General features: G+C 64.8%; 23 protein-coding genes. 6 read left to right on the forward strand and 17 right to left on the reverse strand.

The window, feature by feature from the left end; translation table 11 throughout:
* Positions 1–22: 22 nt before the first annotated feature.
* Positions 23–622, reverse strand: a complete 600-nt coding sequence (locus tag ACJYUO_RS04495) for a DUF8159 domain-containing protein (RefSeq protein ID WP_494344197.1) — start codon at positions 620–622, stop codon at positions 23–25.
* A 95-nt stretch (positions 623–717) separates the two neighbouring features.
* Here ACJYUO_RS04495 and ACJYUO_RS04500 point away from each other — a divergent pair, with 95 nt between their 5' ends.
* Positions 718–1980: a cation:proton antiporter gene (locus ACJYUO_RS04500; protein ID WP_494344198.1), complete on the forward strand. Its 1263-nt coding sequence runs from the start codon at positions 718–720 to the stop codon at positions 1978–1980.
* Positions 1981–1997: 17 nt separating this feature from the next.
* Here the strand turns inward: ACJYUO_RS04500 and ACJYUO_RS04505 are convergent, their stop codons facing one another.
* On the reverse strand, positions 1998–3209 hold the full coding sequence (locus ACJYUO_RS04505; RefSeq protein WP_494344199.1) for a hypothetical protein: 1212 nt from the start codon (positions 3207–3209) through the stop codon (positions 1998–2000).
* A 6-nt stretch (positions 3210–3215) separates the two neighbouring features.
* The gene (locus ACJYUO_RS04510; RefSeq protein WP_494344200.1) at positions 3216–3851 is read right to left on the reverse strand and encodes a DUF7998 family protein; all 636 of its coding nucleotides are present in this window, start codon (positions 3849–3851) and stop codon (positions 3216–3218) included.
* Between the two features lie 246 nt (positions 3852–4097).
* Here ACJYUO_RS04510 and ddfA point away from each other — a divergent pair, with 246 nt between their 5' ends.
* On the forward strand, positions 4098–4379 hold the full coding sequence (ddfA, locus tag ACJYUO_RS04515) for a DdfA family disk-determining factor (RefSeq protein ID WP_494344201.1): 282 nt from the start codon (positions 4098–4100) through the stop codon (positions 4377–4379).
* A gap of 140 nt (positions 4380–4519) precedes the next feature.
* On the opposite strand, the gene ACJYUO_RS04520 is transcribed toward ddfA, so the two are convergent.
* The 3 genes from ACJYUO_RS04520 to ACJYUO_RS04530 all read right to left on the reverse strand — a co-directional run bounded on the left by ACJYUO_RS04520 (position 4520) and on the right by ACJYUO_RS04530 (position 7996).
* Positions 4520–5272 (reverse strand): ribonuclease H-like domain-containing protein, encoded by a 753-nt coding sequence (locus ACJYUO_RS04520; RefSeq protein ID WP_494344202.1) that lies wholly within the window; start codon positions 5270–5272, stop codon positions 4520–4522.
* 63 nt (positions 5273–5335) lie between these two features.
* Entirely contained in the window at positions 5336–7150 is a 1815-nt protein-coding gene (locus ACJYUO_RS04525; protein WP_494344203.1) for an AAA family ATPase, read from the reverse strand.
* A gap of 192 nt (positions 7151–7342) precedes the next feature.
* On the reverse strand, positions 7343–7996 hold the full coding sequence (locus ACJYUO_RS04530) for a DUF7504 family protein (protein ID WP_494344204.1): 654 nt from the start codon (positions 7994–7996) through the stop codon (positions 7343–7345).
* 137 nt (positions 7997–8133) lie between these two features.
* On the opposite strand from ACJYUO_RS04530, the gene ACJYUO_RS04535 reads away from it, so the two are divergent.
* Positions 8134–8913, forward strand: coding sequence for a DUF7547 family protein (locus ACJYUO_RS04535; RefSeq protein WP_494344205.1), 780 nt, complete (start codon positions 8134–8136; stop codon positions 8911–8913).
* A gap of 57 nt (positions 8914–8970) precedes the next feature.
* Here ACJYUO_RS04535 and ACJYUO_RS04540 read toward each other — a convergent pair whose 3' ends face one another.
* From ACJYUO_RS04540 to ACJYUO_RS04550, 3 genes are all read right to left on the reverse strand, one after another.
* The gene (locus ACJYUO_RS04540; protein WP_494344206.1) at positions 8971–9330 is read right to left on the reverse strand and encodes an OB-fold domain-containing protein; all 360 of its coding nucleotides are present in this window, start codon (positions 9328–9330) and stop codon (positions 8971–8973) included.
* Positions 9327–10487 carry a thiolase family protein gene (locus ACJYUO_RS04545; protein ID WP_494344207.1) on the reverse strand — a complete coding sequence of 387 codons (1161 nt, stop codon included), beginning with the start codon at positions 10485–10487 and terminating at the stop codon, positions 9327–9329. Before ACJYUO_RS04545 ends, ACJYUO_RS04540 begins: the two co-directional genes overlap by 4 nt.
* 220 nt (positions 10488–10707) lie before the next feature.
* Positions 10708–11466 carry a TrkA C-terminal domain-containing protein gene (locus ACJYUO_RS04550; RefSeq protein WP_494344208.1) on the reverse strand — a complete coding sequence of 253 codons (759 nt, stop codon included), beginning with the start codon at positions 11464–11466 and terminating at the stop codon, positions 10708–10710.
* Positions 11467–11710: 244 nt separating this feature from the next.
* Here ACJYUO_RS04550 and ACJYUO_RS04555 point away from each other — a divergent pair, with 244 nt between their 5' ends.
* Entirely contained in the window at positions 11711–13144 is a 1434-nt protein-coding gene (locus tag ACJYUO_RS04555; RefSeq protein WP_494344209.1) for an MEDS domain-containing protein, read from the forward strand.
* Here the strand turns inward: ACJYUO_RS04555 and hflX are convergent.
* Positions 13141–14442, reverse strand: coding sequence for a GTPase HflX (hflX, locus tag ACJYUO_RS04560; protein ID WP_494344432.1), 1302 nt, complete (start codon positions 14440–14442; stop codon positions 13141–13143). The two genes, ACJYUO_RS04555 and hflX, sit on opposite strands and share 4 nt — an antisense overlap.
* A gap of 440 nt (positions 14443–14882) precedes the next feature.
* On the opposite strand from hflX, the gene ACJYUO_RS04565 reads away from it, so the two are divergent.
* Positions 14883–15200 (forward strand): FUN14 domain-containing protein, encoded by a 318-nt coding sequence (locus tag ACJYUO_RS04565; RefSeq protein ID WP_494344210.1) that lies wholly within the window; start codon positions 14883–14885, stop codon positions 15198–15200.
* A gap of 36 nt (positions 15201–15236) precedes the next feature.
* Here the strand turns inward: ACJYUO_RS04565 and ACJYUO_RS04570 are convergent, their stop codons facing one another.
* From ACJYUO_RS04570 to ACJYUO_RS04600, 7 genes are all read right to left on the reverse strand, one after another.
* Complete coding sequence (locus ACJYUO_RS04570; RefSeq protein WP_494344211.1) at positions 15237–15962, reverse strand: ribosome assembly factor SBDS; 726 nt, start codon at positions 15960–15962, stop codon at positions 15237–15239.
* 148 nt (positions 15963–16110) lie between these two features.
* On the reverse strand, positions 16111–16881 hold the full coding sequence (gene psmA, locus ACJYUO_RS04575) for an archaeal proteasome endopeptidase complex subunit alpha (protein ID WP_494344212.1): 771 nt from the start codon (positions 16879–16881) through the stop codon (positions 16111–16113).
* 4 nt (positions 16882–16885) lie between these two features.
* Positions 16886–17371, reverse strand: coding sequence for an Rpp14/Pop5 family protein (locus ACJYUO_RS04580; protein ID WP_494344213.1), 486 nt, complete (start codon positions 17369–17371; stop codon positions 16886–16888).
* A 3-nt stretch (positions 17372–17374) separates the two neighbouring features.
* Entirely contained in the window at positions 17375–18004 is a 630-nt protein-coding gene (locus tag ACJYUO_RS04585) for a class I SAM-dependent methyltransferase (protein WP_494344214.1), read from the reverse strand.
* Positions 17988–18692, reverse strand: a complete 705-nt coding sequence (locus ACJYUO_RS04590) for an RNase P subunit p30 family protein (protein ID WP_494344215.1) — start codon at positions 18690–18692, stop codon at positions 17988–17990. The genes ACJYUO_RS04585 and ACJYUO_RS04590 overlap by 17 nt, the downstream gene beginning before the upstream one ends.
* Before the next feature lie 305 nt (positions 18693–18997).
* A complete protein-coding gene (tbsP, locus tag ACJYUO_RS04595; RefSeq protein ID WP_494344216.1) occupies positions 18998–19816 on the reverse strand; it encodes a transcriptional regulator TbsP in 819 nt (272 codons plus the stop codon).
* Positions 19817–20218: 402 nt separating this feature from the next.
* Entirely contained in the window at positions 20219–22360 is a 2142-nt protein-coding gene (locus ACJYUO_RS04600; RefSeq protein ID WP_494344217.1) for a hypothetical protein, read from the reverse strand.
* 163 nt (positions 22361–22523) lie between these two features.
* On the opposite strand from ACJYUO_RS04600, the gene glyA reads away from it, so the two are divergent.
* The gene (glyA, locus tag ACJYUO_RS04605) at positions 22524–23771 is read left to right on the forward strand and encodes a serine hydroxymethyltransferase (protein WP_494344218.1); all 1248 of its coding nucleotides are present in this window, start codon (positions 22524–22526) and stop codon (positions 23769–23771) included.
* Positions 23772–23805 lie beyond the last annotated feature (34 nt).

Raw genomic sequence — 23805 nt, forward strand, 5'->3', positions numbered from 1 at the left:
ACCATCGCGGGGTGGGCCGCTCCTACTCCTCCGGCGAGACACCGACCTCCGGCTCGTACCGCTGGGATTCGATCGTCGAGACGACCAGTTCGCCGTACTCCGCGGCCGTCAGTTCGCCCGCGTTGTACTCCGCCGCGTGGGTGGTCTCGACCGTCGCCGAACCGTACGAGGCGGGCGCGTCGTCAAGAATCGTCGCTCCCAGCGCGACGGCGTCGTAGCCGGCGTCGAGCAGCGCCGCGTAGCCGCCCGCGATCAGGGCGATGTCGTGGACGTTCCCTTCGTCGTCCCGATCCGTATTGACGTACTCGAGCGCGAGCACGTCCCGGTCACGTTCGATCGACTCGACGGTCATATCGTACTCCTCGAGCGTCGACGTGAGCCCCTCGGGATCGGTGATATCGCTCTCCGCGAGTTCCGTGATTCGGTCCTCGAGGATGTCCGTCCGCTCCGCGACGGGGAGGTCGGGGACGTACTCCGAGACCGGCCACTTCGTGTTCTGTGGGAACTCCGTGCCCATCTCCTCGATGCAGCCGGCGAGCCCGACGGCCGCGACGACGGACCCGGCCTGGAGGAACCGCCGCCGCGTCGAAGTCTCGCGTCCATCTCCCGCGTTCCGAACCATGGATACGGGGTTGCTCTCCCGGCGCAAATGGGTTCGTTCTGCAAACGCCTGCATTGGGATGAAGGGGCGATTTCCCGTAGGGTGGACTGCCCCAGATGGCCCTCGAGCTGTACAACGTCGGGTTGGTCGTGATCGGTGTCGGACTGTTCGGCGTCGCCGTGCTCCCCCGGTTCGTCTCCGATCGAGCGATCTCGCTGCCGATCTTCTTCGTCGCCTTCGGGATGCTCGCCTTCGGACTGCCGATCGGCCTCCCCGCGCCCGACCCGCTCGAGCAGGGGACGACGACGGAACATCTCGCGGAACTGGGGGTCATCATCGCCCTGATGGGCGTCGGGCTGAAGATCGACCGCGTGCCGGGACTGCGCGCGTGGGTGTCGACGTGGCGGCTGCTCACGATCACCATGCCGCTGTCGATCGCCGGCGCGGCGCTGCTCGGGTGGTGGACCGGGCTCGTGATTCCGACCGCGGTGCTGCTTGGTGCCTGTATCGCCCCGACCGATCCCGTGTTGGCCTCCGAGGTTCAGGTCCGCGGGCCCGGGATGGGGACCGAGGCGGAGTCGGCCGACGAGAAGGCGGGGATGGAAGACGAGGTCCGGTTCGCGCTCACCTCCGAGGCGGGACTGAACGACGGGCTCGCGTTCCCGTTTACGAACCTGGCGATCGCGATCGCCCTCGTCGGACTTGCGCCCGGCAACTGGGTCGGCGAGTGGCTCCTCATCGACGTCGGCTACCGGATCGTCGTCGGCGTGATCGCTGGTGTCGTCCTCGGGTATCTGACCGCACGGCTCGTCTTCGCGACGGAGCCCGATACCCCTGTCGCGGAGTCGGTCCGAGGGCTCGAGGCGATCGCCGGCACCCTGCTCGTCTACGGGGCGACCGAACTCGTCGGCGGCTACGGCTTCATCGCGGTCTTCGTCGCCGCGCTGATGGTCCGCCACTACGAGCGCTCACACGACTACAACCGATCGCTCCACGAGGTCAGCGAGTTCGCCGAACAGGTGATGATGGCGCTGATCATGCTCTTTTTCGGCGGCGCGATCGTCGGCGGCCTCCTCGAGCCGCTGACCCTCGAAGCGATCGCCGCAGCGGTCGCGATCGTCTTCCTCGTCCGGCCCCTCGCGGGGCTGATCGGATTCCTCGGCTTCGACCGCGACCCCGCCGAACGGGCGACGATCGCCTTCTTCGGCGTGCGCGGGATCGGCTCGTTCTACTACCTCGCATACGGCCTGAACCAAGCGGCGTTCCCCGATGCGGATCTCCTGTGGGCCACCGTCGGGGCGGTCGTCCTCATCTCGATCATCGTCCACGGCATCACCGCGACGCCCGCGGTCCGCTGGCTCGAGGCGCGAGCGGAATAAGACCGCCCGTCCTCGCCTTAGCCCGCTCGCTCGAGCAGGATCGTCCAGCACACCGCGGCGTAGCAGGCCGCGCCGAGGACCGACAGCCAGCGACCGGGCGCGACCAGCGACGGCACCGATACGAGTAGCCCCCCGACCTCGAGCCCTAGCCCGACGACCAACGCCGTGACCGACGCCTTCGCAGTCCGGTCGCCGATTCCGGGAGCGGAGGCGATGGCCGGCGGGTAGAAGCGGAAGGTGACGCCGACGATGGTCAACCCGAGGAACCCGCCGACGGCGAGCCGGTAGTGGGCGTCGAACGCGGTCGCCGGGCTCGCAGCGGGCGCGAACGCGAAGGCGAGTCCCAGTATGGCGACCAATGCGCCGCAGCCAGCGGCGGCGAGGATCGCCCGATCGCCGACGCGGCGGCGGTCGCTCCGGCGGGCGAGCGTTGCCACGGCGACGGCGAATCCGACGAGTGCGGTCGCCTGAAGGCCGGCCCCGACGCGAAACAGCGAGCCGCCGCGGAAGTCGGCCGCGAGCAGCACGGGGCCGGTGATGCCGGCGAGGAGGACGATCGCGACCAGCGGCCGCGCGACGGACGCGACCAGCAGCCGCGGCAACAACCGGAATCCGATCGCGAACACCAACAGGGCCGCCGTCCCGGCCGCGAGCATGTGGGTCGCCGCCGGCCCGGTCGCCGCGAGGATCGGCGGCTCGAGGCCGAGTTCGCTCGCGACGGGGAACGCTGAGGCGACGAGCAGGAACGCGAGGACGACGGGGACGGCGGCGTTTGCGAGTCGGTCGACGGGCTCGCGGTGGGAATCGGTCGTTCCGGTGCCGGTTTCCCGACCCGCGAGGTTGGTCCGGACGGTCCAGCACAGCGTCGCGACAAAGACGAGACTGCCGAGGAGCCAGCTTACCGCGCCCGCGAGCGCAACTACTGGCGGGCCGATGCCGACACTGGCCGCGAACGCGGCGATCGCACCGGTCAGCGCGAGCGGAAGGTGGACCGCGGGCGCGTGCGGAACGGCCAGTTCGCGCGCGAAGTACGACGGAACGAGCGCGTACGCCTTCCCGAAGACGACGTGCAGAACGAAGCCGAACACGCCGAGCGGCACGGTCGCCGCCCGCGACGCGCCCGCGGCGACGGCGACCTGCCACGCGAGAAAGAAGCCGATGCCGACCGCGACGAACGCACGCGACCAGCGCGTGACGGTCGCGGCCGCGTTTGCAGACCCCGTCGCCATCGCCGGTCAGAACGGCGATTGGACGGTCGAACCGTCGTCCTCTCCGCCCCGATCGGCCGCTCCGGTACTCGGCGCTTCCCGGTTCGGCTCCGACGGAACCTCGCCGGACTCGCGGTACTGCGATTCGAGGGACTCGAGGGTCTCGTTGAGCGAGTCGGACTGGTGGTGAGACGGCCGCACGCGAACGCGCACGAGGTCGTACTCGTGGCACTCGCTCAGGCCGTGCCACGCGCGAAACGAGCCCTTGACGAGCGCGTCCGCCTGCGGGCAAAACTCCGTCGTCGGACTGAACTCCGCCCGGAGGACGGTCGGGTCGTCGGCGTCGACCGCGTACCGGTAGCCCGCCTCGGGGTGTCGCCGGTCGAGGTTGAGCCGCGCCAGATTGTAGCCGAACGTCGCGTCGTAGACGCCCCGCTCTTCGAACAGGTCCCGCGTGATGTCGTGGAAGGCGACGTGTGCCTCGCCCGCGAGCACGTCGTGGCCCTCGAGGAACGGCCCCGGGTCCGGTAGGTGATCCGGGACGAACGCCCCCGGTTCGTCGAAGCTACCATCGCCGTCGGCGTCCGCCGATCGTCCGCTCGAGAAGGGATTCATCGTACGACGGGGTATGGCCCGGATCGCCCAGTAGCTCCCCCCGAACATGTAACGGGGTTTGATACCCAACTCGAGTCACCGTGAACGGTCGTACTAGCGGCTACAACCAGTGCTTGTGCGATAGCCATGGGTCCCTGAACCATTTTAGAAGGCGTGACTGACATAGGATCAGTATATAATTGGGCCCGAAAAAATACAACAATGTTCAGATGTGTCCGATCACAACCAGAATTGGTAACTAACTTCGGTGTTGGGGCAGAGGATTTATATTGGATCGAAGAAAGAGTCCGGTCAATGCTACTCTCAGTCGATCGGTCGGAAGCCTCAGCCGAGCAGTCTATCAGTTTCGACGTTATCGCTGCCGTCGCCGAACAGGAAGGTATCGACCCCGTAGAACTCGAGCCACCCGAGTACGACGCTCTCTACGATGTCATCAATCCCGAAGCGCTCGACGCGCTCTTTGCAGCCCGGGAAAACGGACGGGACCGGCCGACCGGCCGCGTCGAATTCCCCTTCTGTGGCTATCACGTCGTCGTCACGAGCGAGGGCGATGTCGACGTTTCTCCGCTCGAGTAAGCCGCGTCAGAACGAGGTCAAGACAGCCACTCTCACGGAGTGAAAGGGTATCTCGTGGCGATAGTCGCCTGCATGCAGTTCAGCCGGAGCGGTGAGCGGAGCGGCGGGCATCAACGGCAGTCATCGAGAAGAAAACGCACTCAGTTGTCGGCCACCGCCGCCTCGAACACGTTCTCGTGAAGCCGGTCCGTGACGATCTCCATCAGCGGCTCCATGTTGCGGGTGTCCGCGCGGTTGTACTCGATCAGCGTCTCGAGTGAGCTCTCGTCGCCGGCTTCGTACTCGTGCCAGAGGCGGACGGCGTCGCGGCCGCTGATGTCCGGCATGTCCCGGTCGATGCCGAGATCGCGTTCGATCGCCTTCAGTCCGCCGTCGAGGCCGACCTTCTTGCAGGGGTACATCAGATCGACGTGGGGCACGTCGACGTCGACGTCGAAACACGTCTCGAGGAAGGGGATGTCGAACCGCTGACCGTTGAAGGTGGCGAGCAGCGCCGCGTCCTCGAGTTCTCGCTCGAGGCGGTCGCTCGTGAGATCGCGGTCCTTGACGAACGTTTTCGTCTCGCCGCCGCGGTGGAGGCTCACGGTCGTCACGTCGTTACAGGAAGCGTCGAGTCCGGTCGTCTCGATGTCCAGAAAACACGTCTCCTCGCGGACGTTCTCGTAGCACCGCCAGCGGCTCGCGGCCGGCAGCGCCTCCGCGAAGACGGACACGTCGCCGCGGTCCAAGTGGGTCCGGCCCTCGTCGATGAACGTCTCGATGCGGTCGGAAAGCGTCGCGCCGACGACGCTGCCGTCGAACTCGTCCCAGTGGGTGATACCGTTCTCCCAGAGGCGTCGTTCGGTGGCCTCTCCGACCCCGTGAACGGGAATGAAACTGTTCTCGATTCGCACACCTGTTCGGGTGCACGGCGCAGGTAAAAACGCTTGGATCGGACGCGGAGGCGACTGCAGCCGTCAGTTGCTGTTGTCGGAGAGATACAGCGTCCGATCGATAATGCTGACCGCGGCTTCGCCCCACTGCTGGATCGCGGCCCCGTCCGAATCGGGAATCTCGATGACGATCCGGTCCCGACCGATGGTGACCTCGCCGTCCGGCGTCGACGCCTGATCCGCGAAGCTGCGCATCTGGTACTGGAGCAGCCGTTCGGTCGACCCGGTGATGTCGACGGTCTCGGCGTCGAACTCGAAGGTCAGCACCGCGCTTCCGTCGTCGGTCTCCTCCGCCGTGACGTCGAATCGGTGGCTCGAGAGCTCCGGTGCCGGGGCGTCCTCGTTCATCGTGTCGACGGCCTCCTCGACGGTCACGTCTTCCTCCTCGGATTTGAACTCCTCGTCGTCGAATTCGAACCCGGAGAGCGCGTCTCCAGGCGGTTCGTCGGCGTCGTCGGTCTCGGATTCCCCGTCGGCCCCAGCGGGTTCGGGTTCGTCTCCAGCCGTCTCGAGGTCGGACTCGTCACCCGCATCGGGTCCAGTGTCGGTGTCGGACTCGTCGTCCGCATCGGCACCGGTGTCGGACTCGGCGGCCGCGAGTTCAGTTTCGCTCGAGTCATCGACGAGATCAGGAACGTCTGTGCGAGCGTCTGCCTCGGCGGCTCCTTCCTCACCGCCGGTTTCGTCCTCGCTATCGGCCTCGTCCGCTTCATCTCCGTCCTCGAACGATAGCACGTCGATCTCGTCGGGCGATTGCGGGATTTCGTCGGTGGCCGCCTCCGCCGATTCGTCCGCCTCGAGTCCGGCGTCAGGATCGTCCGCGGTCTCGGGCTCAGCCTCGCTTTCGTCAGCGTTTGCAGCGTCGCTTCCATCGCCGTCTTCGGCCTCGCTTTCGTCGCCCTCCTCGAGCGCATCAGCGTCGTCGTCCGCGGAGTCCGCTTCTTCGAAGGGGTCAGCTGTAGTCTCGTCTGCCGGCGGCGCTGCGCCCGGCATCGGCGTCGCCACGGCGTCGTTCTCGTCGCTCGCAGCCGCCTCGTTCGCGTCGCCCGGACCCGCAGCAATCACGCCGGCGTCGTCGGATTCCGACTCCGAGCCGTCCGGGAGGGCGCCGGCGATCGTCGGGCGGGCCGCGTCGATCGCCTCGTGGTCGAGCGGCGTGGCGTACCACGCCGTTCGATCGGGTGAGGTGATGAATCGGCCGCGATTGCGTTCGGCGTGTGGCTGTTCGGCCGGCTCTTCCGGAGCATCGGATTCCTCGGCTGCTGGCCCTTCGTTTGGCTGCTCGCGCTCCGGTTCGTCATCCAGTTGTGGACTCTCATCGCCGGTTTCGTCATCGTCTGCGTCCACTTCTGTCGGCTCAGCGGCTGCCGAATCAGCGGCCGGATCGTCTGCGGCCGGCTCCGCCTCCGATTCGGACTCCCGCCGGGCCGCTTCCGATTGTTGCTGATACTGGGGATGGGACGCGGGCTGCGGTCCGGCGTTCGGCCCGTCCTGTCGGCCGGGAGCCGCCTGCTGTGGTCCCGCTGCCTGTTGCTGTCCCGCCTGTTGGGCGTGTTGTGCCTGCTGGGGCTGGTTCGCGCCCGGGCCGGAGCTGATCGTCCCGCCGCTCAGATGGAGTTGGGTCCCGCCACCACCGCCGGGGCCGTTCGACATGCCATCCAAGCTGTGGGCGATATCCGTCAGATCGTCGTCGATATTGTCCTCGAGTTTGTCGATCTTGTCGCCGACGCTCCGCAGAGCGAGGGCCACGTCCCAGAGAACGACGACGCCGAAGAACAAGAGTGCGAGGAAAACGGTAACGGCGGCTCCACCGAGAAGCTCAGTACTAGCTTCGACCATGTATGCTACTCTTTGAACCGATAGGTCGTTCGATATATAGACCTTGTGCCGTAACACCGATAACACTGGAGTGAGATCGGCCGGAGACCGACGAACGCGCCGCTCTATTCGCTTCCCCCGGATCCCACCTGATATACACGATCAAGTATCTGTCCGATATGTTACAACAATTCGAACCGCAACCGGGCCACCCTACAACTCAAGCCAATCGGTGGTCGTGTCCGCTTCCCGGAGGTGCCACCGCTGTTCGTCGGTCCCCTGTCGGGATCGAACCGTGACGACCGCGTCGAACAGCGGTTCGAAAAGTGCGACGGCGTCGTGGTCCGGCGCGAGCGGCACGTGATAGTGGCCCATCCCGCTGGACCGATCGACCCGTGCGGTCAGCACGTGCAGCAGGCGAAACACCGTCTCGGCGTCGTACTCCTGGAGCAGCGGCACGAGCGAACCGACACAGACCCGAAGCGCCGACGGCTCGAGCCCGTCGGCGTCGTCGTCGAATTCGTTAATCGTCTCGATAATTTCGATCCCAAGCGCTCCGAGCGACGCCCCCTCACCCCCCGCCGGTTCCGCTCCGGGTTCAAGCACCGCCCTCGAGTCGATCGTGCGGACCCGTTCGGCTCCGTCGCTGTCGGCGTTCTCACAGGCGACGCGATCGTCTTCGGTGGTGACAAACAGTCGATACCGTGTGTCCCGGTTCGTCCCGCCGAGCAGCCGTCGACAGACCCGCTCGTGTGTCCCCGTCGACGCCCCGACGAGCAAAACGTTGCTCCCCTCCTCTTTGAGCGCGTCGAGGGTCCGCGCGAACGTCGCACGGTCCGACACGACTGCCCCACCCTCGTCTTCCATTCGTCTTATCCATCACTCGGTTCTATCATAAAAATTGTGGCAGCATCGGTCGGAAACGGCCGAACAAGCGGTGAGTCGTACCGCTCGGAAATCCGTTCAATCGTCCGACTTTTGATACCGGCGGTCGTAGCACGCGCATGGACGACCACGACGACGAACTCGTCGACGCCGTTCGCGAACTCGCGCGAACGATCGACGACCTCCGCGAGGAACTCGACGGACCGCACAGCCGACGGCGGCCGCCGCTTCGCCCGCCGACCCCGCGGGAACTCTTCCGATTCACCGACGAGGTAGCGCTGCCCGCCGCACTCGCCGTCCTCGAGACGAGCGTCCGCGCGCTCGAGGCGTTCCAGCGCGGCCTCCGCGTCGTCCGAACCGAACGCGAGGCCCGCGACCGAACTGGAGAGGCCGTCGAGGCGACGAGCGAGCGCGCGAGCGAACTCCGGCGGACGACGCTCTCTCAGCTCGATACCGTACTGGCGGAACTCCAGCGCGCCGCGTCCGACGGCGGGCTGCCCGCCGACGAGACGGCTCGAGACCTTCTCGAGGAGGCGCGTGACCTCCGCGACGACGTGGACAGTCGCCTCCGGGACGCTGCCGACCGAGAGTCACAGCCGGGCGACGCCGGACCCGATCGACCGGAACCCGAAGGCGGGGTCACGATCGATATCGACGACGGGCCGCTGACCGACGACGAGACAGCAGCGGGCGACGCCGACGACGGCCGCGACTCCGCCGTCGACGTCGACGCCGAACTCGAGACGCTGCGGGATCAGTACGCCGACGAGGGTGATGGCGACGACTCGAGCGAGACTGGAAGCGATGACGCAGGCTCAGACGATGATGGCGACGGTACGGCTGCAGACGACACCGACGCTGGTGCTACCGGGTCCGACGACGGCGACGACGAAAACTGACGAACTGAGGCGACGCGAAATCGATGCGGTGTGAAACTGCGACCGCGTGTTTTCCCGTCAGACTGGCTCGAACCGGTAGCCGTCCCACTCCTGACTGTCGGGCTCTCTGATGCCAGCGCTGGGTTCGCGGAGTTCCTCGGCGTAGACCGGCCGAACCTCGTCGCCGGTCTCGACATCGCCGGTCGTCAGCTGGCCGATCGCGCGGACCGGTTCTCCCTCTACGTCGAACTCGACGATCGCGAGGTGGTTGGGTTCGCGGACGCCCGGCGGCGTCGCGGTGCTGGTCGTCCAGGTGACGACTTCGGCGGTGTACTCGCTGAGGTCGATCGTCTCGACCGGCTCCGCGCCGCCGGGCCCGCGCGGGTGGCCAGGGTAGGTGATCGATCCGTCGTCGTAGCGGGTCGCGTCCATCGTCATTGTGCTGCCTCCATGATCGTCGTAATCACGCAGTTGCCGAAGCCGCCGACGTTACAGCACAGCCCCACGTCCGCGTCGACCTGTCGGGGACCGGCCTCGCCGACGAGCTGTTCGTAGATCTCGACGCCCTGTGCCACGCCGCTGGCTCCGAGCGGATGGCCCTTCGACTTGAGCCCGCCCGACGTGTTGATCGGCAACTCGCCGGTGTCTCGCTCGGTGTAGCCCTCCTCGACGAGTTGCCACGCCTCACCCTGCTCGGCGAAGCCGAGTCCCTCCATCTGCAGGAACTCGAGGATGGTGAACATGTCGTGGAGTTCCGCCACATCGATGTCTTCGGGCTTCGTATTGCTCATTTCGTAGGCCCCGCGACCGCTCTCGACGACGCCGCCCATCACGGTCGGGTCCTCGCGTTCGTGGACGACGTGGGTGTCCGTCGCCCCGTCGATGCCAGAGATGACGACGTACTCGTCCGCGTACTCCTCGGCCACCGACTCGGGACAGAGCATGAGCGCCGCCGAGCCGTCCGTGATCGGACAGAAGTCGTACAGTCGCAGCGGATCGGCCACGATCGGCGACTCGAGGATCGTCTCGAGATCGACTTCCTTCTGGAACTGGGCGTGGGGGTTGTCGACGCCGTTTTTGTGGTTCTTAACCGCGACCTTCCCGAGGCTCTCTCGAGGTGCGTCGAATCGCTCCAAGTAGTGCCGTGCCGTCAGTCCCGCAAACGACGGCAGCGTGACGCCGTGTTTGTACTCCGCGGGGTGGGTCAGCGACGCGATGACGTCGGTGGCCTCCCCCGTCGTCTTGTGGGTCATCTTCTCGCCGCCGACCAGCAGGGTCATATCGCTGGCCCCGCTGGCGACCGACTGCCACGCGGCGTAGATGCCCGCACCGCCGCTGGAACTCGTCTGGTCGACTCGCTGGGTGTACGCCGGCATCGCGTCGAGGTCGTGTGCCAAGGCGTTCGGAACACCCGTCTGTCCCTCGAACTCGCCGCTCGCCATATTCGAGACGTACAGGTGCTCGACATCGTCGGCCGCGACGCCCGCGTCCTCGAGACACTCGATCCCGGCCTCCGCGAGGAGGTCCTGAATCCACTCCCCCTCGCGTTGCCCGAACTGGGTCATCGAGGCACCAATGATTGCAACACGTTCCATATCCTACCGGACTCGAGTCAGTAATTTATAACTGCGGGTCGTCGCCGCGGACGGGGCCGTCCGCCGCTTGCGCAGACGGGTGCCAAAACGCAACGCGCCGCGTCGGCAGTCTGTCGTTGCGATCGGTATCGTCGCCACTGAAAGCGGGTGTCATAGAACTATTTACATGGTGGTTGTTTCCACTGGACAACTGACTGAACACACTGGTAAGGAGATCTGCTTACTGATCGATGATTTGTTCTTGTTCAGAGAGGAGGTTTTCGTGTTCGTCACGCGCCTCCTCGTGTGCCTCAACGTCCCCTTCGTCTCGGTCTGAGAGTTCCTGTAATCGATCTTCTTTTCCATAGAGGACAACGGTATCTCCCGGTTGAATCTCTGTATCAGGACCGGGGGCACCAATATAGTCACCATTTCGCTCAATCCCGAGCAGGATTACTCCTTCGTCAGAGAGATTCAAGCCTTTGGCTGTATCATTTGCCAACCATTCGTCTTCGTTGATCTCAACTTCGGCGACGCGATATTCACTCTGCAGACCGAGTACCTTCGTGTAATCTTGGATGGCAAGATCCGTCGTCTGGTCAAGTGCCCATTCGATAATTGGCGTCACTGCTCGATTCAATAGTCGGCTTCGAGCGAGAAGAATAATCCCGACAACGCCACCAATAACGTAGATGAGGGTAAGAAAGTCCTCGCCCTCGGCGTTGATGAACGATAGAAGGACCGACGCAAGCACACTCACAACCCCGATGCTTCCGATTCGGATGAGCCAGATGACAATCGTTCGTCTGCTCGACTCCGAGACTGTAAACTCTGCTTCTTCGGTTGTGTACCCCGCTCCCGAAAATGCTGATGCTGCCTGAAATGTGGCCACGTCCGATGAGAGACCAGTCATTCGAAGTGCAATCGCTCCGATTCGAACCACTAGTAGTGCGAGGCCAAAGATGATGAAAACGGACAGGATTTGATTGGTCGCCACCATGAGATTGAGTCCCACAGATAACTGCAAAAAAGACGGGGTCTTCATTACGGGATCGCTATATGAGCAGACTGTATTGACCGATTCTAGAGAGTTGGAATAGGGCTATGCCAACCGTTCTATGACACCCTCTCTGACAGTCACTGTACCCCTGATCGCCGGAGGCTTGCGATCAGCCTGTAACTCGTTTCAGTGGCGACGATAGCCGAAGGTTCTTTCACCCGAGGTGACTATAAATGGTGATAGAATGCGGGACGAAGCGCGTTCGGTCGATCCCGGACTTGGCCGCCGAGACGATGTCGCGGGCAGCGACGCCGGTATCCGGTCCGACCTCGCACGGACGGATCTCGACCGGCATCTCGCGCTGTTCTACGACTCGCCGACGGCCCAACTCGAGATCGCGGCGGCGTTCGTCGCCGACGCGCTCCGCGACGGCCGGCGCTGTCTCTACCTAACGGACACGAACACCCCGACTCAGATCAGGGCCGCCCTCGAAACGACGGATATCGACGTCGAAAGCCGCCTCGAGGCTGGTGATCTGGAAATTCGGGACGCCACGGAAGCCTACCTCGCGGACGGCTTCGACCCCGACGGGATGATCGACACGCTCGAGGCGGCGTGTACCGCGAGCATCGAGGATGGTTACGAGGGCTTCAGCGTCGCCGGCGAAAACACGTGGTGTTTTCACACGGACGAGTCGTTCGACCACGTCCTCGAGTTCGAGGCGGAGTTCGACGCCACCTGTCCGGAGCTGCCGGTCACGGCGCTCTGTCAGTACGACCTCGATCGCTTTGGCGAACAGTCGATCGCCAAGGCGCTCTGGACGCACAAACAGATCATCTACCGGTATACGATCTGTGACAACCCTTACTACGTGCCGCCCTCGGAGTACCAGTCCTCGGCGGATGTCCACCTCGATTCCCGGCTCATGCTGGAGCAACTGTACGATCTCACGCGGAGTCGCCGCCAGATCGAACGCCGCGAGCAACGCCTCGCCGTCATCAACCGCGTGCTCCGGCACAACGTTCGCAACGACCTCAACACAATTTTGGGCACCCTCTCGCTCGTTCGGGAGCGCGACGAGATCGACGATCAGTCCCGCCAGCGACTCGAGATCGCCGAACAGTGTGCCCGAGAACTCGTCCAGACCGCGGAAAAAGCGCGGGCCATCCAACAGGCCGTCGGCGAGAGCGAGGTCGAAACCCCGACGCTCGGTTCGGTCATCGATAGCGCAGTTCGCCAGCTCAGAGAGCGTGCGCCCGGAGCACAGATCGAAGTCACGGGCGACGAGCCGTCCCAGACGGTGCTCGCGGACGCGGCCCTCGACGAGGCGCTGCTCGAACTGCTGACCAACGGCGTCGTCCACCAGTCCGCCGCCGAGCCGACCGTGCGGATCACGGTCACGAACCGAACGGACGAGTTCGTCGGCCTCGAGATCGAGAACCCGGGAGACCCCATCCCCGAAAGCGACCAGCAGGCGTTACAACACGGGACGGAAACGCCGCTGGAACACGGCAGCGGGCTCGGCCTCTGGCTCGTCAAGTGGATCGTCGAACAGTCGGCCGGCCGACTCTGGTTTCCCGAAAGCGACGGCAAAACGTGTCGGATCGGTATCGAGCTGCGCACCGTCGGCCGGATCGGTGTGCAAGCGCCGAACCCGGGCAATAGACCGGTCCGTTAGGCCGATTCGGCAGCCGCCGTCCGGAGATCGCTTGCACGAGAACGTGCCTGCGAGACCACCGCGGGCCGGGCCTCGAAGGAGACGATGACGTCCCCGTCACCGTAGGTGACGTCGTCGACGTGTGCGTTGTCGTGAATCCACGACACCACGCTCATCGTGTCGTCGGTCATCGGCAGCATTAGCCGCTCTTCCTCCCAGTCGGGCAGTTCGTGGTCGATCCGCTCGAGGAGGGTATCGACGTTGAGTCCCTCCTCGGCGCTGACGGGGACGGGGTTCGGCGCGAGCGACGAAAGGGCCGCTCGCTTCTCGGCGAGTTCCTCGTCGCTCACCTGATCGATCTTGTTCAGCACGGTCACGATCGGGGCCTCGTTGCGCTCGTAGAGGGTGTCGTGGGAGGTGACCAGCTTCTCGTGGATCTCGTCGATGGGCTCGCTGACGTCGACGACCAGCAAGACCAGATCCGCACGGTAGACCGAGTCGAGCGTCGACTTGAACGACTCGACCAGCCAGTGGGGCAGATCGCTGATAAAGCCGACGGTGTCGGTCACCAGCACGTCCCGGCGGTCGATCGCCGCGCGCCGGGTCGTCGTTCCCAGCGTCGTGAACAGTTTGTCCTGTGACTCGGCCGTCGGATCCAGATCCTGATGGAGATCCTCGTTTTCTTCGACCTCGAGATCGGTCGCGAGCTGGCGCAGCAGCGTCGACTTGCCGGCGTTCGTGTAGCCGGCGAGCGCGACCAGATCGAACCCGGAGTCCCGGCGGCGTTCCCGCCGGTGTTGCTCGGTCTGCTCGATCCGCTCGAGCTCGTCGTTAATCCGGCTGATCTGGTCTTTGATGTCCCGCTCGCGGCTCTCGTCGTACTCGCCCAGACCCATGAAGCCGGGGTGTTCCTCACGTTTGGCGAGGCTCGTCTTCGCCTCGGCCCGCGGGAGTTCGTATCGGAGTTCGGCCAACTCGACCTGGAGCTGGGCCTTGCGCGTCTGGGCGCGCTGACCGAAGATCTCGAGGATCAGCGTGAACCGGTCGATGACCTCGACGCCGTCCGGCAGGAGCTGGCCGAGGTTGTAGGTCTGATAGGGACCGAGCCGGTTATCGAAAATGACGGTCGTGGCGTCAGTTTCCGCGGCTAAGTCGGCTAACTCTTCGGCTTTGCCCTCGCCGATCTGGAGAGCAGGATCCGCCCGTCTGGACTGTGTGACCTCGCCGACGACGGTGTATCCCGCCGCGCGGGCCAGATCGCGAATCTCGCTCGTATCGGCCGTACCGGAATCGACGCGCTTGACGATGATCGTGTTCATGCAGGGAGCTGTCTTGCCGCCGGGCGTGGTCTGTCGTGCTCGCGCGAGCGCCGCCGCTGGTCGAGTCTGCGATTCGTCGGTCGCACGCGCCGGCCGCGCGGGCCGCGTCGGCGGTGCTGACACCGCCGCGTGACCCCGAAGACGCTAATGATGCCGGCCACACACCTCCGTTAGACGCACGTGATTCATGCTCACCCGTACGCGACGGACCGTCTTGAATCCCGCGCCCGACGCCATCTCGCGATTCCGGGAACCGCTGTTCGCACACTCGAGTAACGACGATCGAACGGCGAGTTACCGACGGGCGACGGCCGCCGAGTGGCCGCCGGCAGACGATCAACGACGGCCACCTCTGCTACTGTCGGTCAACTCCCGCGACCGGCGGAGACCGTGTAGTCGACCACAACAGTCATACGAACCGACTCGAATGGGACCGAGTAATGCTAGATCTCGATCCGACGACTCTGGGCCTCGAGTTCGGGGGCGGCGCGGTCGTCGGCGGCCTCATCGGGTTCGCTGCGAAGAAAATCGCGAAACTGCTGGCGATCATCGTTGGCGTCCAACTGATGGCCTTTCGCTACCTCGAGTCACAGGGGATCGTTATCGTCGACTGGAACCGGCTCTCGGCCGGGATTTTGAAGACCCAAGCGCGAGCGGAGGGTGCGGCGGACATCCACTGGCTCCAGTCGATGATCTCGACGCTGTCGATCGGCGTGGGCTTTACCAGCGGCTTCCTGATCGGGTTTCACCGCGGATAGCCGACACGGCGTCTCGAGTGTGCCGACCGACTCGACTTACCGCGTTCGCAGGTCGTCTTTGTCTTTGACGATTTCCGTCTCCGCCTCGCCGCTGGTGTGTTCGTTGACCGTGTCGTAGAAGTCGTTTTGGAGCCCGGCCGGGAACGTGAGGACGCCGATCCACGAGCCGTCGCCTTGCCACTCCTCGCGCTCTAAGTCGCCGAACTGGCGGATCTTCGCCTGCGCGCTGCCCGCGTGGTCGGCCGGGACGTTGACCGCGACGGTAATCTCCTCGAACCGGATCGGGATGATCGGCCGCAGGGCGTCGAGTGCGTCGTCGACCTGCTCTTGAACCGGCTCCATCGGATCGACGGTAAAGCCGGCCTCCTCCAGAGCGTTCTCGATCCGTTCCGGCGGATGGGGCGCGTTGTCCATCTGCGGGTTGACCGCGTTGCGCGTGATCGTGTCGATCAGCTGCTTGCGCTTCTGTTCTTGCATCTCGCGGCGCTGATCGGCCGTGATCTGGATCTCGCCCCGCTTGATCACCTCGGGAATGATCTCGAGTGGCTCCGTGGTATCGAAGACCGTCTCGAGGTCGGACTCGGCGGGCCGGTCGCCCCGCGAGGCGTCCTCGAAGACGTCCTCGGCGGCGATGACGTCCTCTAAGTCGCCATCGAACTCGTCGCGTTTGATCTCGAGTGCCGCGTCGGGATCGACTAACACTTCGAAACGCGCCCCGTGTGACTCGAGTCGCGCCGTCACTGCCTCGTCAAGCGAAATCATACCTGACGGTTCCGCCGCCAATGAAAAGAGTGTTTCCCGATTTGAGCGGCGATCCGGTCGCTGATCGCGGCTCGTAGACGGTTGAGTCACACACCCACACATAGCGAAGAAGTCGGAAAACGGCGGTCGGAAACCGACGGTGTCTCGATTACTCGGCGGGCTCGTCGTCTTCGGGCTCGTCCTCGCCGTCGTCGAGGACGTCGTTCTCCTCGAGGTGGTCGGCGATCCGGTCCTGATCGAACTGCTCGAAGGTCTCGGTTTCGACGTCGATGGTCGCCAGCCCCACTTCGTTAGGGAGCAGGGAGCCGTCGTTGACCGACGCGAGTGCGTCGAGTGCGAGTCGGATGCCGCCGTCGAGGTCGGCCTCGTCGTCGTAGTTCTCTTCTAAGTAGGTCTGGAGTTCGCCGCGGTCGGAGCCGACGGCCAGGGCCTTCCACTCGTAGGGGGTCCCGGAGGGGTCGGTCTCGAACAGGCGCGGCTCGCCGTTCTGGATGCCGCCGACGATCAGCGCGACGCCGAACGGTCGGGCACCGCCGACCTGCGTGTACTGTTGGATGTGGTCGGTGACCTCCTTGGTCAGCGTCTCGACGCCGATGGGCTCGCCGTAGCGCAGCTGGTTGACCTGCGTCTGGCGGCGGGCGAAGTCGATCAGCTGGCGGGCGTCGGCGACGTGGCCCGCACTGGCGATGCCGACGTGGTCGTCGGCCTTGTGGATCTTCTCGACGCTCGAGTCCTCGAGCAGCGGGGAGGGGACTCGTTTGTCGACGGCCAGCACGACGCCGTCTTTCGTTCTGACACCGATACTCGCCGTGCCTCGCTTGACCGCCTCGCGAGCGTACTCGACCTGGTAGAGTCGGCCGTCGGGCGAGAAGATCGTGATGCCGCGGTCGTACGCCTGCTGTTGTTGTTGTCCCTGCATAGTATCACACTAAATGGTAATCGAGGTCTGTCGCGCCCACGAACGCCTCATCGAGTCGCACGTCCCCAACGTCGTCCCGCAGGACGGCGACTCGCTCCTCGTTCCCGAACACGACGTTTCTCTCTTCGGAATCTTGCCCGTCCCGTCCTAAATAGTTTTCTTCAGCCGCCCGGATCGTGCCACTGATACCGCTGACCCGAATTCCGACGGGAGCGCCGTCTATCTCGTCGATACAGGCCACTGCCGCGCGGGCGGATTCGGTCTCTCCGCGGCGGACTTTGACCACTGCGTCCCCCGTTCCGTCGGCGAACCGGAACCTGACGACGCTGAGATCGGCGTCGGCGCTGCCCGGATCGCCCAGCAAGTTCTGGCCCGCGTACCACAGCTCCCGCTGGAACGACCGCCTGCCAATCCGCTCGTCCGGCCAGGTCTCGAGTTCCACGGCGAGGTACCGCCAGCGTGGTCGGAGGTGTTTGGGGAGGTGTTTCATGCGTTACTCGGCGGCCGTCTCGTTCGCGGTCGGACTGCGCTCGGCGACCAGTACGCCCACCTGATCGTGGACGCGCTCGACCGCCGTCAGCGAAAAGCCCGCGTCGGTAAAGGCGTCGGCGAGTACGCCGACCGTCGCCGGATCGTCGACCTCGGGCGAGTAGAACGGCTCCTCGGGATCCGGCTCGCCGAAGAACATCACGTCCCCCAGCACGAACTTCCGGGGCTCGAGGGCGGCGATGACCGCGATTGCCTCGCGCTTTTCCTCGTCCGAGAGGTGGTGCAGCGCGAAGTTCGAGGTGACCACGTCGACCTTCCCGTCGTAGTCCGGCTCGCGGAAGGTTCCCTGGCCGAACTCGAGGTTCTCGAGCCGCTCGTCGGCGGCCTTGCGCTCGGCTTCGGCCATCATCTCCTCGCTGATGTCGCGGCCGACGACGCGGCCGGCGTCGGGGGCCAGCGCGAGCGCGATCGCGCCGGTTCCGGTGGCGAGATCGAGGACGACGTCGTCGCTCTCGGGGGCGGCGTGTTCGACTACGAGGTTCGCACAGGCGTGGTACTCCTCGGACTTCGACTCGTCGTACTCGCCCGCCTTCTCGTCGAACCGGGCGGCGTGTTCCTCAAGACTCTTCTTCATACCTGCCACGTTCGACCCCCGGCTCAATGAACGACTCGGACTGAACGTGCCGGTTTCGCTCGGCCAGCCGCCCCCACTCTGCGAGCCCGTCTTCGACGAACTCGCGATCGAACCCGATCTCCTCGCCGAGCGCTTTGAGTTCTCGAGGTGCCCGCAACTCGAGGTGGGAAGTCGGATCTGCACTGACGACGTAGGGCGCATCGTAGTGGTCAACGATTTCCCGGAGTTTTCGCAACGACTGCAGAATTCGGACGCGGCGGCCGCCGCTCTCTCGGAGGACCCCACTGAGGTTGAACTCGATGCGAACGCCGTTCTCGACGGCGGCTTTCGCCAAGACGTGATTGAAATCGCCGTTGCCGGTCATCGGATGGGCGAGCACGTCCACTTTCGCCTGTTCGACGGCAAAGCGGTTCAGCGCTGTCGTCCCGCCGTGTATCCCGACGATCGTCTGTGAGGTCCGAAAGTTCCCAACCGACCCGCTCGCCTGCTGTGGGTCGTCGGCCCGGATCTCGACGCCCTCGACGACATCGATCCCGTACTCGTCGCGGATTTCGTCGGGATCGTACGCCGCTCGAGCGTCGGCGTGATTGCGGACGACCACGCCCTCGAAGCCGTAGTCGGCCGCCGTTTTCGCGACTCTGGCGACCGTGCTCTCTCCGTCGGGACGGGCGTGGACGGCCTCGTACATACTCGAGTCGTCTCGCGGCGGCGACTTGGGGTTTGCGTCATGGGGTAGCTCGAGAATGGACCGCCAAACTAAACGGCCGGGAGCGTGGCTCGAACGACAGTGAGAGTCGCGCGACTCGGGGGAGGGCAGGCGCTCACCCGGTCACGACCGCGAGCGAACGCAGTGAGCGAGCGGGCCGACGAATGACTCGAAGCGAGTGAAACGAGCGGAGAGGAATGAGGAGTGCTTTTGATCAACCTTTTACCGAGGGACGTCACGCTGTGCGGCGAAGCCGCCAGCGTGACAGACCGCAGAGTAAAAGGTTGTTAGTTTAAGATCGACTGCGCGACCGTCGCGAGCTGGCCGTTGTCGGCCTCGTTGAGCCGGTCGTCGCCGATCTTGAGACGCAGGCGCGGGCGGCCGACATCGATCGGGACCTTCTCGGTGTCGATCAGGCCCATGTCCTCGAGTTTGGTCTTCGTTCGGGAGAAGGTGGCCTTCGAGGCGATCCCCACGTCCTCGCCCCACTTGCTGATGTCGTAGAGCAGGGCCTCGTTCTTGGCGGCCACGAGCAGCGAGATGGTGACCTCGTCGAGGCCGTCGCCATCGCCGCGAGCGGTCTCGAGGGAGTCGAGGATGGCGGTGAAATCCTCCTCGGCGGCGGGGCTGATCTCGTCGGCGAGCGTTTCGCGAACGTCCGTGATCGGCGGCGTTCGCAGGTTGAAATCGGCGGCGTCCGCCCAGCGGTCGGCGTAGGTGTCGTAGGTGTCCGCGACGAAGCTCTCGTCGTCGGTGATGAGCCCGCCGACGCGGTCGCCGGCGTGGACGATGGCGACGACGCGGTCCTCGCTGACGACCAGCGAGTTTTCGGGGGCCGCCTCGAGCGTTCGCAGGGCGAGTGCGCCCTCGCTGATGAGGTCCGCGGCGTTCGAGGCGACGATGAAGTCGTCCATGACGTCTTTCAGCGTCCGTTCGTCGGCCAGCATGTGGACCGACGGCAGCTCGCCGTCGAATCCGGTCGCGACCGAAACGAACTCTTCGATGGCATCGCGGGACGGGTTGACCATGTAGATGTCGCCGCTTGCGTCCTCGAGCACGGACTCGAGAATATCGTCAATTTGGTGGTTGAGTAAATTCGAGGTCATGTGTATACAGAAGTAATCGAGAGCACTCTACTTAATTTTGGTGGCCATTTGCACGGCAGAACTTCTCCTCTGGAGCCTGAAGCGGTAATTTTTGTCCGTTAAATCGTTAGTTCGCCGATGAAATATCGATAACACTTACATGCGTCAGGCGGTACGGATCGCCGTCGCCGCGGATCAGGTCCGAATCGCCAGCCCGGCGGCGATAGCTATCAGAAATAACTATATGCAAGCAGTTCGGTAGTATCGTCCTGTATGGATGTTCGACACGGGCGGCTGTGGCAGGCCGGTCAGGAATCGGTCAATGGCGCAGGAATCCGAGCGAAAACCGAAACCGATCGATCGTCGCGACGGTTCGTGATGCGGGCAAAGCGCGTCAGTACGTACGGCGGTCCGTAACTGCGGCTAGCGATCGAATCGACGGCTCAGATCCGCCGACCAGTAGATGTCGCCGTCGTAGATCACCGACGCTTCCGTCTCTCCGAGCATGGTCGCGAGTTCCGACTCCGTCAGCGTAAAGCTCGATTCGTTGCCACAGAGGTAGGCGTACTCGTTGGTCTCGGTGTGGGGAAAGTAGTACGAGCCGATCGCCCGCGTCGAGTAACAGTCGAGGGTCAGCGAGTACCGCCGGTCGCCATCCGTCTCGAGTTCCTCGAGCGTCGCGGTTGTCGGAAGCCGGTGTTTGCCCTGGGCGAGCGAGTGCGTACCGTCCCCGACGACGGCGTAGTCTTTGCCCATCATGATTCGTCTGCGGGCGAGGCCCATCGCGCGTTCGATGCTGAAGCCGTGGACGAGTAGCTTGGCGAACGTCGAGCCGACCTTGATCGCGTGGTCGTTCAACACCGACCTGACCGTGACGGCACCGGCGACGCTGCCCTTCTCGATCAGTTCCAGTCCCTCGTAGAAGGAGCCACAGGCGTTGAGAAAGAAGGTCTCGACGGTACAGCGGTCCAGGCTCGAGGTCGCGAGCGTGCCGTCGGGACAGCACAGACCGTCGGTCTCGCAGTGGCCGATGTAGTGGACGAAGTCGTGGTTGTCCTCGAAGACGCGGGCGAGTTCGGCCGTCTCGAGGGACTCTGCGACGGTGACGTCCATCGACAATTCCTCGGAGCGCTGGCGGTAGATCTCGGCGACGTCGTCGTGTTCGCCGGCCATCTCCGGATCGTTCAGGACGACACAAATCGAGGTCGCATCGCTCGTCCGCTCGAGGAATTCGAGGCGGTTGTGATAGGCGTCGGCGGTGGATTTGAAGACGTCGATCGGGACGCCGTCGGCGAGCCAGCCGTGGGTTCGACCGCTCCGGAGGTCGGGCTTGACGATATCGACCGAAGCGACCTGTCCGGCGCTGGCTCTGGGCGCTGGACTGGCCTCGCTCCGTTCGCCCGCGCCGGGCTCTGGGCCCCGATAGAAGTCCTCGAGCGAGCGTTCGACCAGTTCCTGACCCTCGAGTTCGGAGGTTCGGGGCGTGTAGATCATGCTCAACCGGTCGAGCAGGAACGGGAGCGTTTCGACGCTGTCGTAGGTCGGCGCGACGTACGTCGAGAGATGCCAGTCGGGGAGACGGTGCTCGATCGCCGCGTAGGGAACCCCGAGGTAGGTCGCGAGTCGCTCTTGCGGGGAGGCGTGATAGAGGGCCTCGGCGTCGAGATCGAGCGCCTCGAGCAGGCTGCCCTCTGAGAGGGTCGTTCCGTAGGGGCCGACGTTTCGGACGAGACAGTCGAGGAAGAACGTCTTCCGGAACAGCCGCTCGACGTCACGTTCCAGGTCGGGCATCGGCGAGAGTTCTTCCTCGAGACCGCGATCACGGAGTCGGAGTCGCGGCCGGTCGCGCGTCGAACCCGTACGATTGCCGCGGACCGCGTCGGTCGTCCGAACGGTTGCCTGCAGGTAGTACGCCAACGGCGCGGTCACGAATAGCGACTCGTAGTCCGGCGGGACGACCAACTCGATCCCGTGGTCGGCGGTGTCGGATCGAATGCAGTCGGGGATCTCGAGTTCGTCGCCGTGTTCGATCAGCGACGGGTGGCCCCGCAGCGTGGGATAGGATCGGTCCGGACCGTCCGTTTTGTGCGAGGCGGCCATGTGTGTAACCGCCTCGGCGATCGCCGACGGGGAGTCGGGGACGGTGATTGTCCCGGCGGGGAACTCGTGGCGACAGCGGACCCCGAGAGTGACCCGGGTTCGCTCCGGAAAGGAGACGACGATCGATTCGTAGTCGTCGGTCTTTTCGATCGTGGCCCGCCCGGCGAAGCTGAGGTAGGACTTGATCTCCGTGTCGATATCGATCACGTACTCGTCGGGCGACAACACCAGCGGCTCTCCGCTGGGGTCGAGTTCGTACTGTTCCTCGAGACCGCGGGAGAACGCGTAGACGACCGCGTGCGGGAACCGGAGTTCGCTCGCCGTCAGGACGACGGTGTCGTCGACCGGGCGCGAGATGTCGTCGCCGGAGCCGTCGACGACGAGTTCGTCACCGGTGACGGTTAGCTCGGCGGTATCCGCATCGGTGACGTGGAGAGTGTCGCCGTCTACCGCCCACTCGATCATTCGGTTGGATGAATGTCACTCGGACAAGTTAGTTGTATCGGGGTGTGATAGAGTGACAAACGCGGGCACAATCGACCGACGCCGTCGCCGCGGCGGTCAACGATAGTGGCCCGACTTGCCGGGGAAGGGTACACTTATACAGCCGCCTGACCGCATTTCGAACATGAACCACGATCAGGTTCGGGACGTCGATCCCGCCGTCGCCGACGCCCTCGAGGGCGAGGTAGACCGCCAGCGAGAGACGTTACAGATGATCGCCAGCGAGAACCACGTCAGCGAGGCCGTCATCGACGCGCAGGGCAGCGCCCTGACGAACAAGTACGCCGAAGGGTATCCCGGCGAGCGCTACTACGGCGGCTGTCAGTACGCCGACGAGGTCGAGGAACTCGCGATCGAGCGAGCACAAGAGCTGTTCGGTGCCGAGCACGTCAATGTCCAGCCGCACTCGGGCACGCAGGCAAACCAGTCGGTCTACTTCGCGATGCTCGAGCCCGGCGACAAGATCCTGTCGCTGGATCTCAACCACGGCGGCCATCTGAGCCACGGCCACCCGGCGAACTTCACGGGCCAGCTCTACGAGGTCGAGCAGTACGAGGTCGACCCCGAGACGGGCTACATCGACTACGACGACCTCGCCGACCACGCCGCCGAGTTCGACCCCGACATCATCGTCTCGGGGTACTCCGCGTACCCGCGCGAGATCGAGTGGGAGCGCATTCAGGACGCCGCCGACGACGTCGACGCGCTCCACCTCGCCGATATCGCCCACATCACCGGCCTCGTCGCCGCCGGCGTCCACCCCTCGCCGGTCGGCATCGCCGACTTCGTCACCGGCTCGACCCACAAGACCATCCGCTCGGGTCGGGGCGGCATCGTCATGACGAGCGAGGAGTACGCCGACGACATCGACGCATCCGTCTTCCCCGGCGGACAGGGCGGCCCGCTCATGCACAACGTCGCCGGCAAGGCCGTCGGCTTCAAGGAAGCCCTCGAGCCCGCGTTCGAGGACTACGCCGAACAGACCGTCGCGAACGCGAAGGCACTCGGAGAGAGCCTCTCCGAGCACGGGTTCTCGCTGGTCTCGGAGGGCACGGACAACCACCTCGTGCTCGTCGACCTCCGCGACAGTCACCCCGACACTACCGGCGGCGACGCCGAGGAAGCACTCGAGGAGGCCGGCATCGTCCTCAACGGGAACACGGTGCCCGGCGAGACGCGCTCGCCCTTTAACCCGAGCGGCATTCGCGCCGGGACGCCGGCGCTGACCACGCGCGGCTTCGACGAGGACGACTGTCGCAAAGTCGGTGACCTGATCGCTCGCGTTATCGACGCCCCCGAGGACGAGGCCGTCATCGAGGAGGTCCGCGAGGAAGTCGCGACGCTGTGCGACGAGAACCCGCTGTACGAGTAGAAGAGTTGCTATCGGTCCGACCGGTTCTCTCGGA

It is taken from the genome of Natrinema sp. CRL1 (assembly GCF_059162405.1).

Coding starts and splice junctions, on each gene's coding strand:
- ACJYUO_RS04495 (WP_494344197.1), bottom strand. CDS start 622: ATGGTTCGGAACGCGGGAGATGGACGCGAGACTTCGACGCGGCGGCGG.
- ACJYUO_RS04500 (WP_494344198.1), top strand. CDS start 718: ATGGCCCTCGAGCTGTACAACGTCGGGTTGGTCGTGATCGGTGTCGGA.
- ACJYUO_RS04505 (WP_494344199.1), bottom strand. CDS start 3,209: ATGGCGACGGGGTCTGCAAACGCGGCCGCGACCGTCACGCGCTGGTCG.
- ACJYUO_RS04510 (WP_494344200.1), bottom strand. CDS start 3,851: ATGTTCGGGGGGAGCTACTGGGCGATCCGGGCCATACCCCGTCGTACG.
- ddfA (WP_494344201.1), top strand. CDS start 4,098: ATGCTACTCTCAGTCGATCGGTCGGAAGCCTCAGCCGAGCAGTCTATC.
- ACJYUO_RS04525 (WP_494344203.1), bottom strand. CDS start 7,150: ATGGTCGAAGCTAGTACTGAGCTTCTCGGTGGAGCCGCCGTTACCGTT.
- ACJYUO_RS04530 (WP_494344204.1), bottom strand. CDS start 7,996: ATGGAAGACGAGGGTGGGGCAGTCGTGTCGGACCGTGCGACGTTCGCG.
- ACJYUO_RS04535 (WP_494344205.1), top strand. CDS start 8,134: ATGGACGACCACGACGACGAACTCGTCGACGCCGTTCGCGAACTCGCG.
- ACJYUO_RS04540 (WP_494344206.1), bottom strand. CDS start 9,330: ATGACGATGGACGCGACCCGCTACGACGACGGATCGATCACCTACCCT.
- ACJYUO_RS04545 (WP_494344207.1), bottom strand. CDS start 10,487: ATGGAACGTGTTGCAATCATTGGTGCCTCGATGACCCAGTTCGGGCAA.
- ACJYUO_RS04550 (WP_494344208.1), bottom strand. CDS start 11,466: ATGGTGGCGACCAATCAAATCCTGTCCGTTTTCATCATCTTTGGCCTC.
- ACJYUO_RS04555 (WP_494344209.1), top strand. CDS start 11,711: ATGCGGGACGAAGCGCGTTCGGTCGATCCCGGACTTGGCCGCCGAGAC.
- hflX (WP_494344432.1), bottom strand. CDS start 14,442: ATGAACACGATCATCGTCAAGCGCGTCGATTCCGGTACGGCCGATACG.
- ACJYUO_RS04565 (WP_494344210.1), top strand. CDS start 14,883: ATGCTAGATCTCGATCCGACGACTCTGGGCCTCGAGTTCGGGGGCGGC.
- ACJYUO_RS04570 (WP_494344211.1), bottom strand. CDS start 15,962: ATGATTTCGCTTGACGAGGCAGTGACGGCGCGACTCGAGTCACACGGG.
- psmA (WP_494344212.1), bottom strand. CDS start 16,881: ATGCAGGGACAACAACAACAGCAGGCGTACGACCGCGGCATCACGATC.
- ACJYUO_RS04580 (WP_494344213.1), bottom strand. CDS start 17,371: ATGAAACACCTCCCCAAACACCTCCGACCACGCTGGCGGTACCTCGCC.
- ACJYUO_RS04585 (WP_494344214.1), bottom strand. CDS start 18,004: ATGAAGAAGAGTCTTGAGGAACACGCCGCCCGGTTCGACGAGAAGGCG.
- ACJYUO_RS04590 (WP_494344215.1), bottom strand. CDS start 18,692: ATGTACGAGGCCGTCCACGCCCGTCCCGACGGAGAGAGCACGGTCGCC.
- tbsP (WP_494344216.1), bottom strand. CDS start 19,816: ATGACCTCGAATTTACTCAACCACCAAATTGACGATATTCTCGAGTCC.
- ACJYUO_RS04600 (WP_494344217.1), bottom strand. CDS start 22,360: ATGATCGAGTGGGCGGTAGACGGCGACACTCTCCACGTCACCGATGCG.
- glyA (WP_494344218.1), top strand. CDS start 22,524: ATGAACCACGATCAGGTTCGGGACGTCGATCCCGCCGTCGCCGACGCC.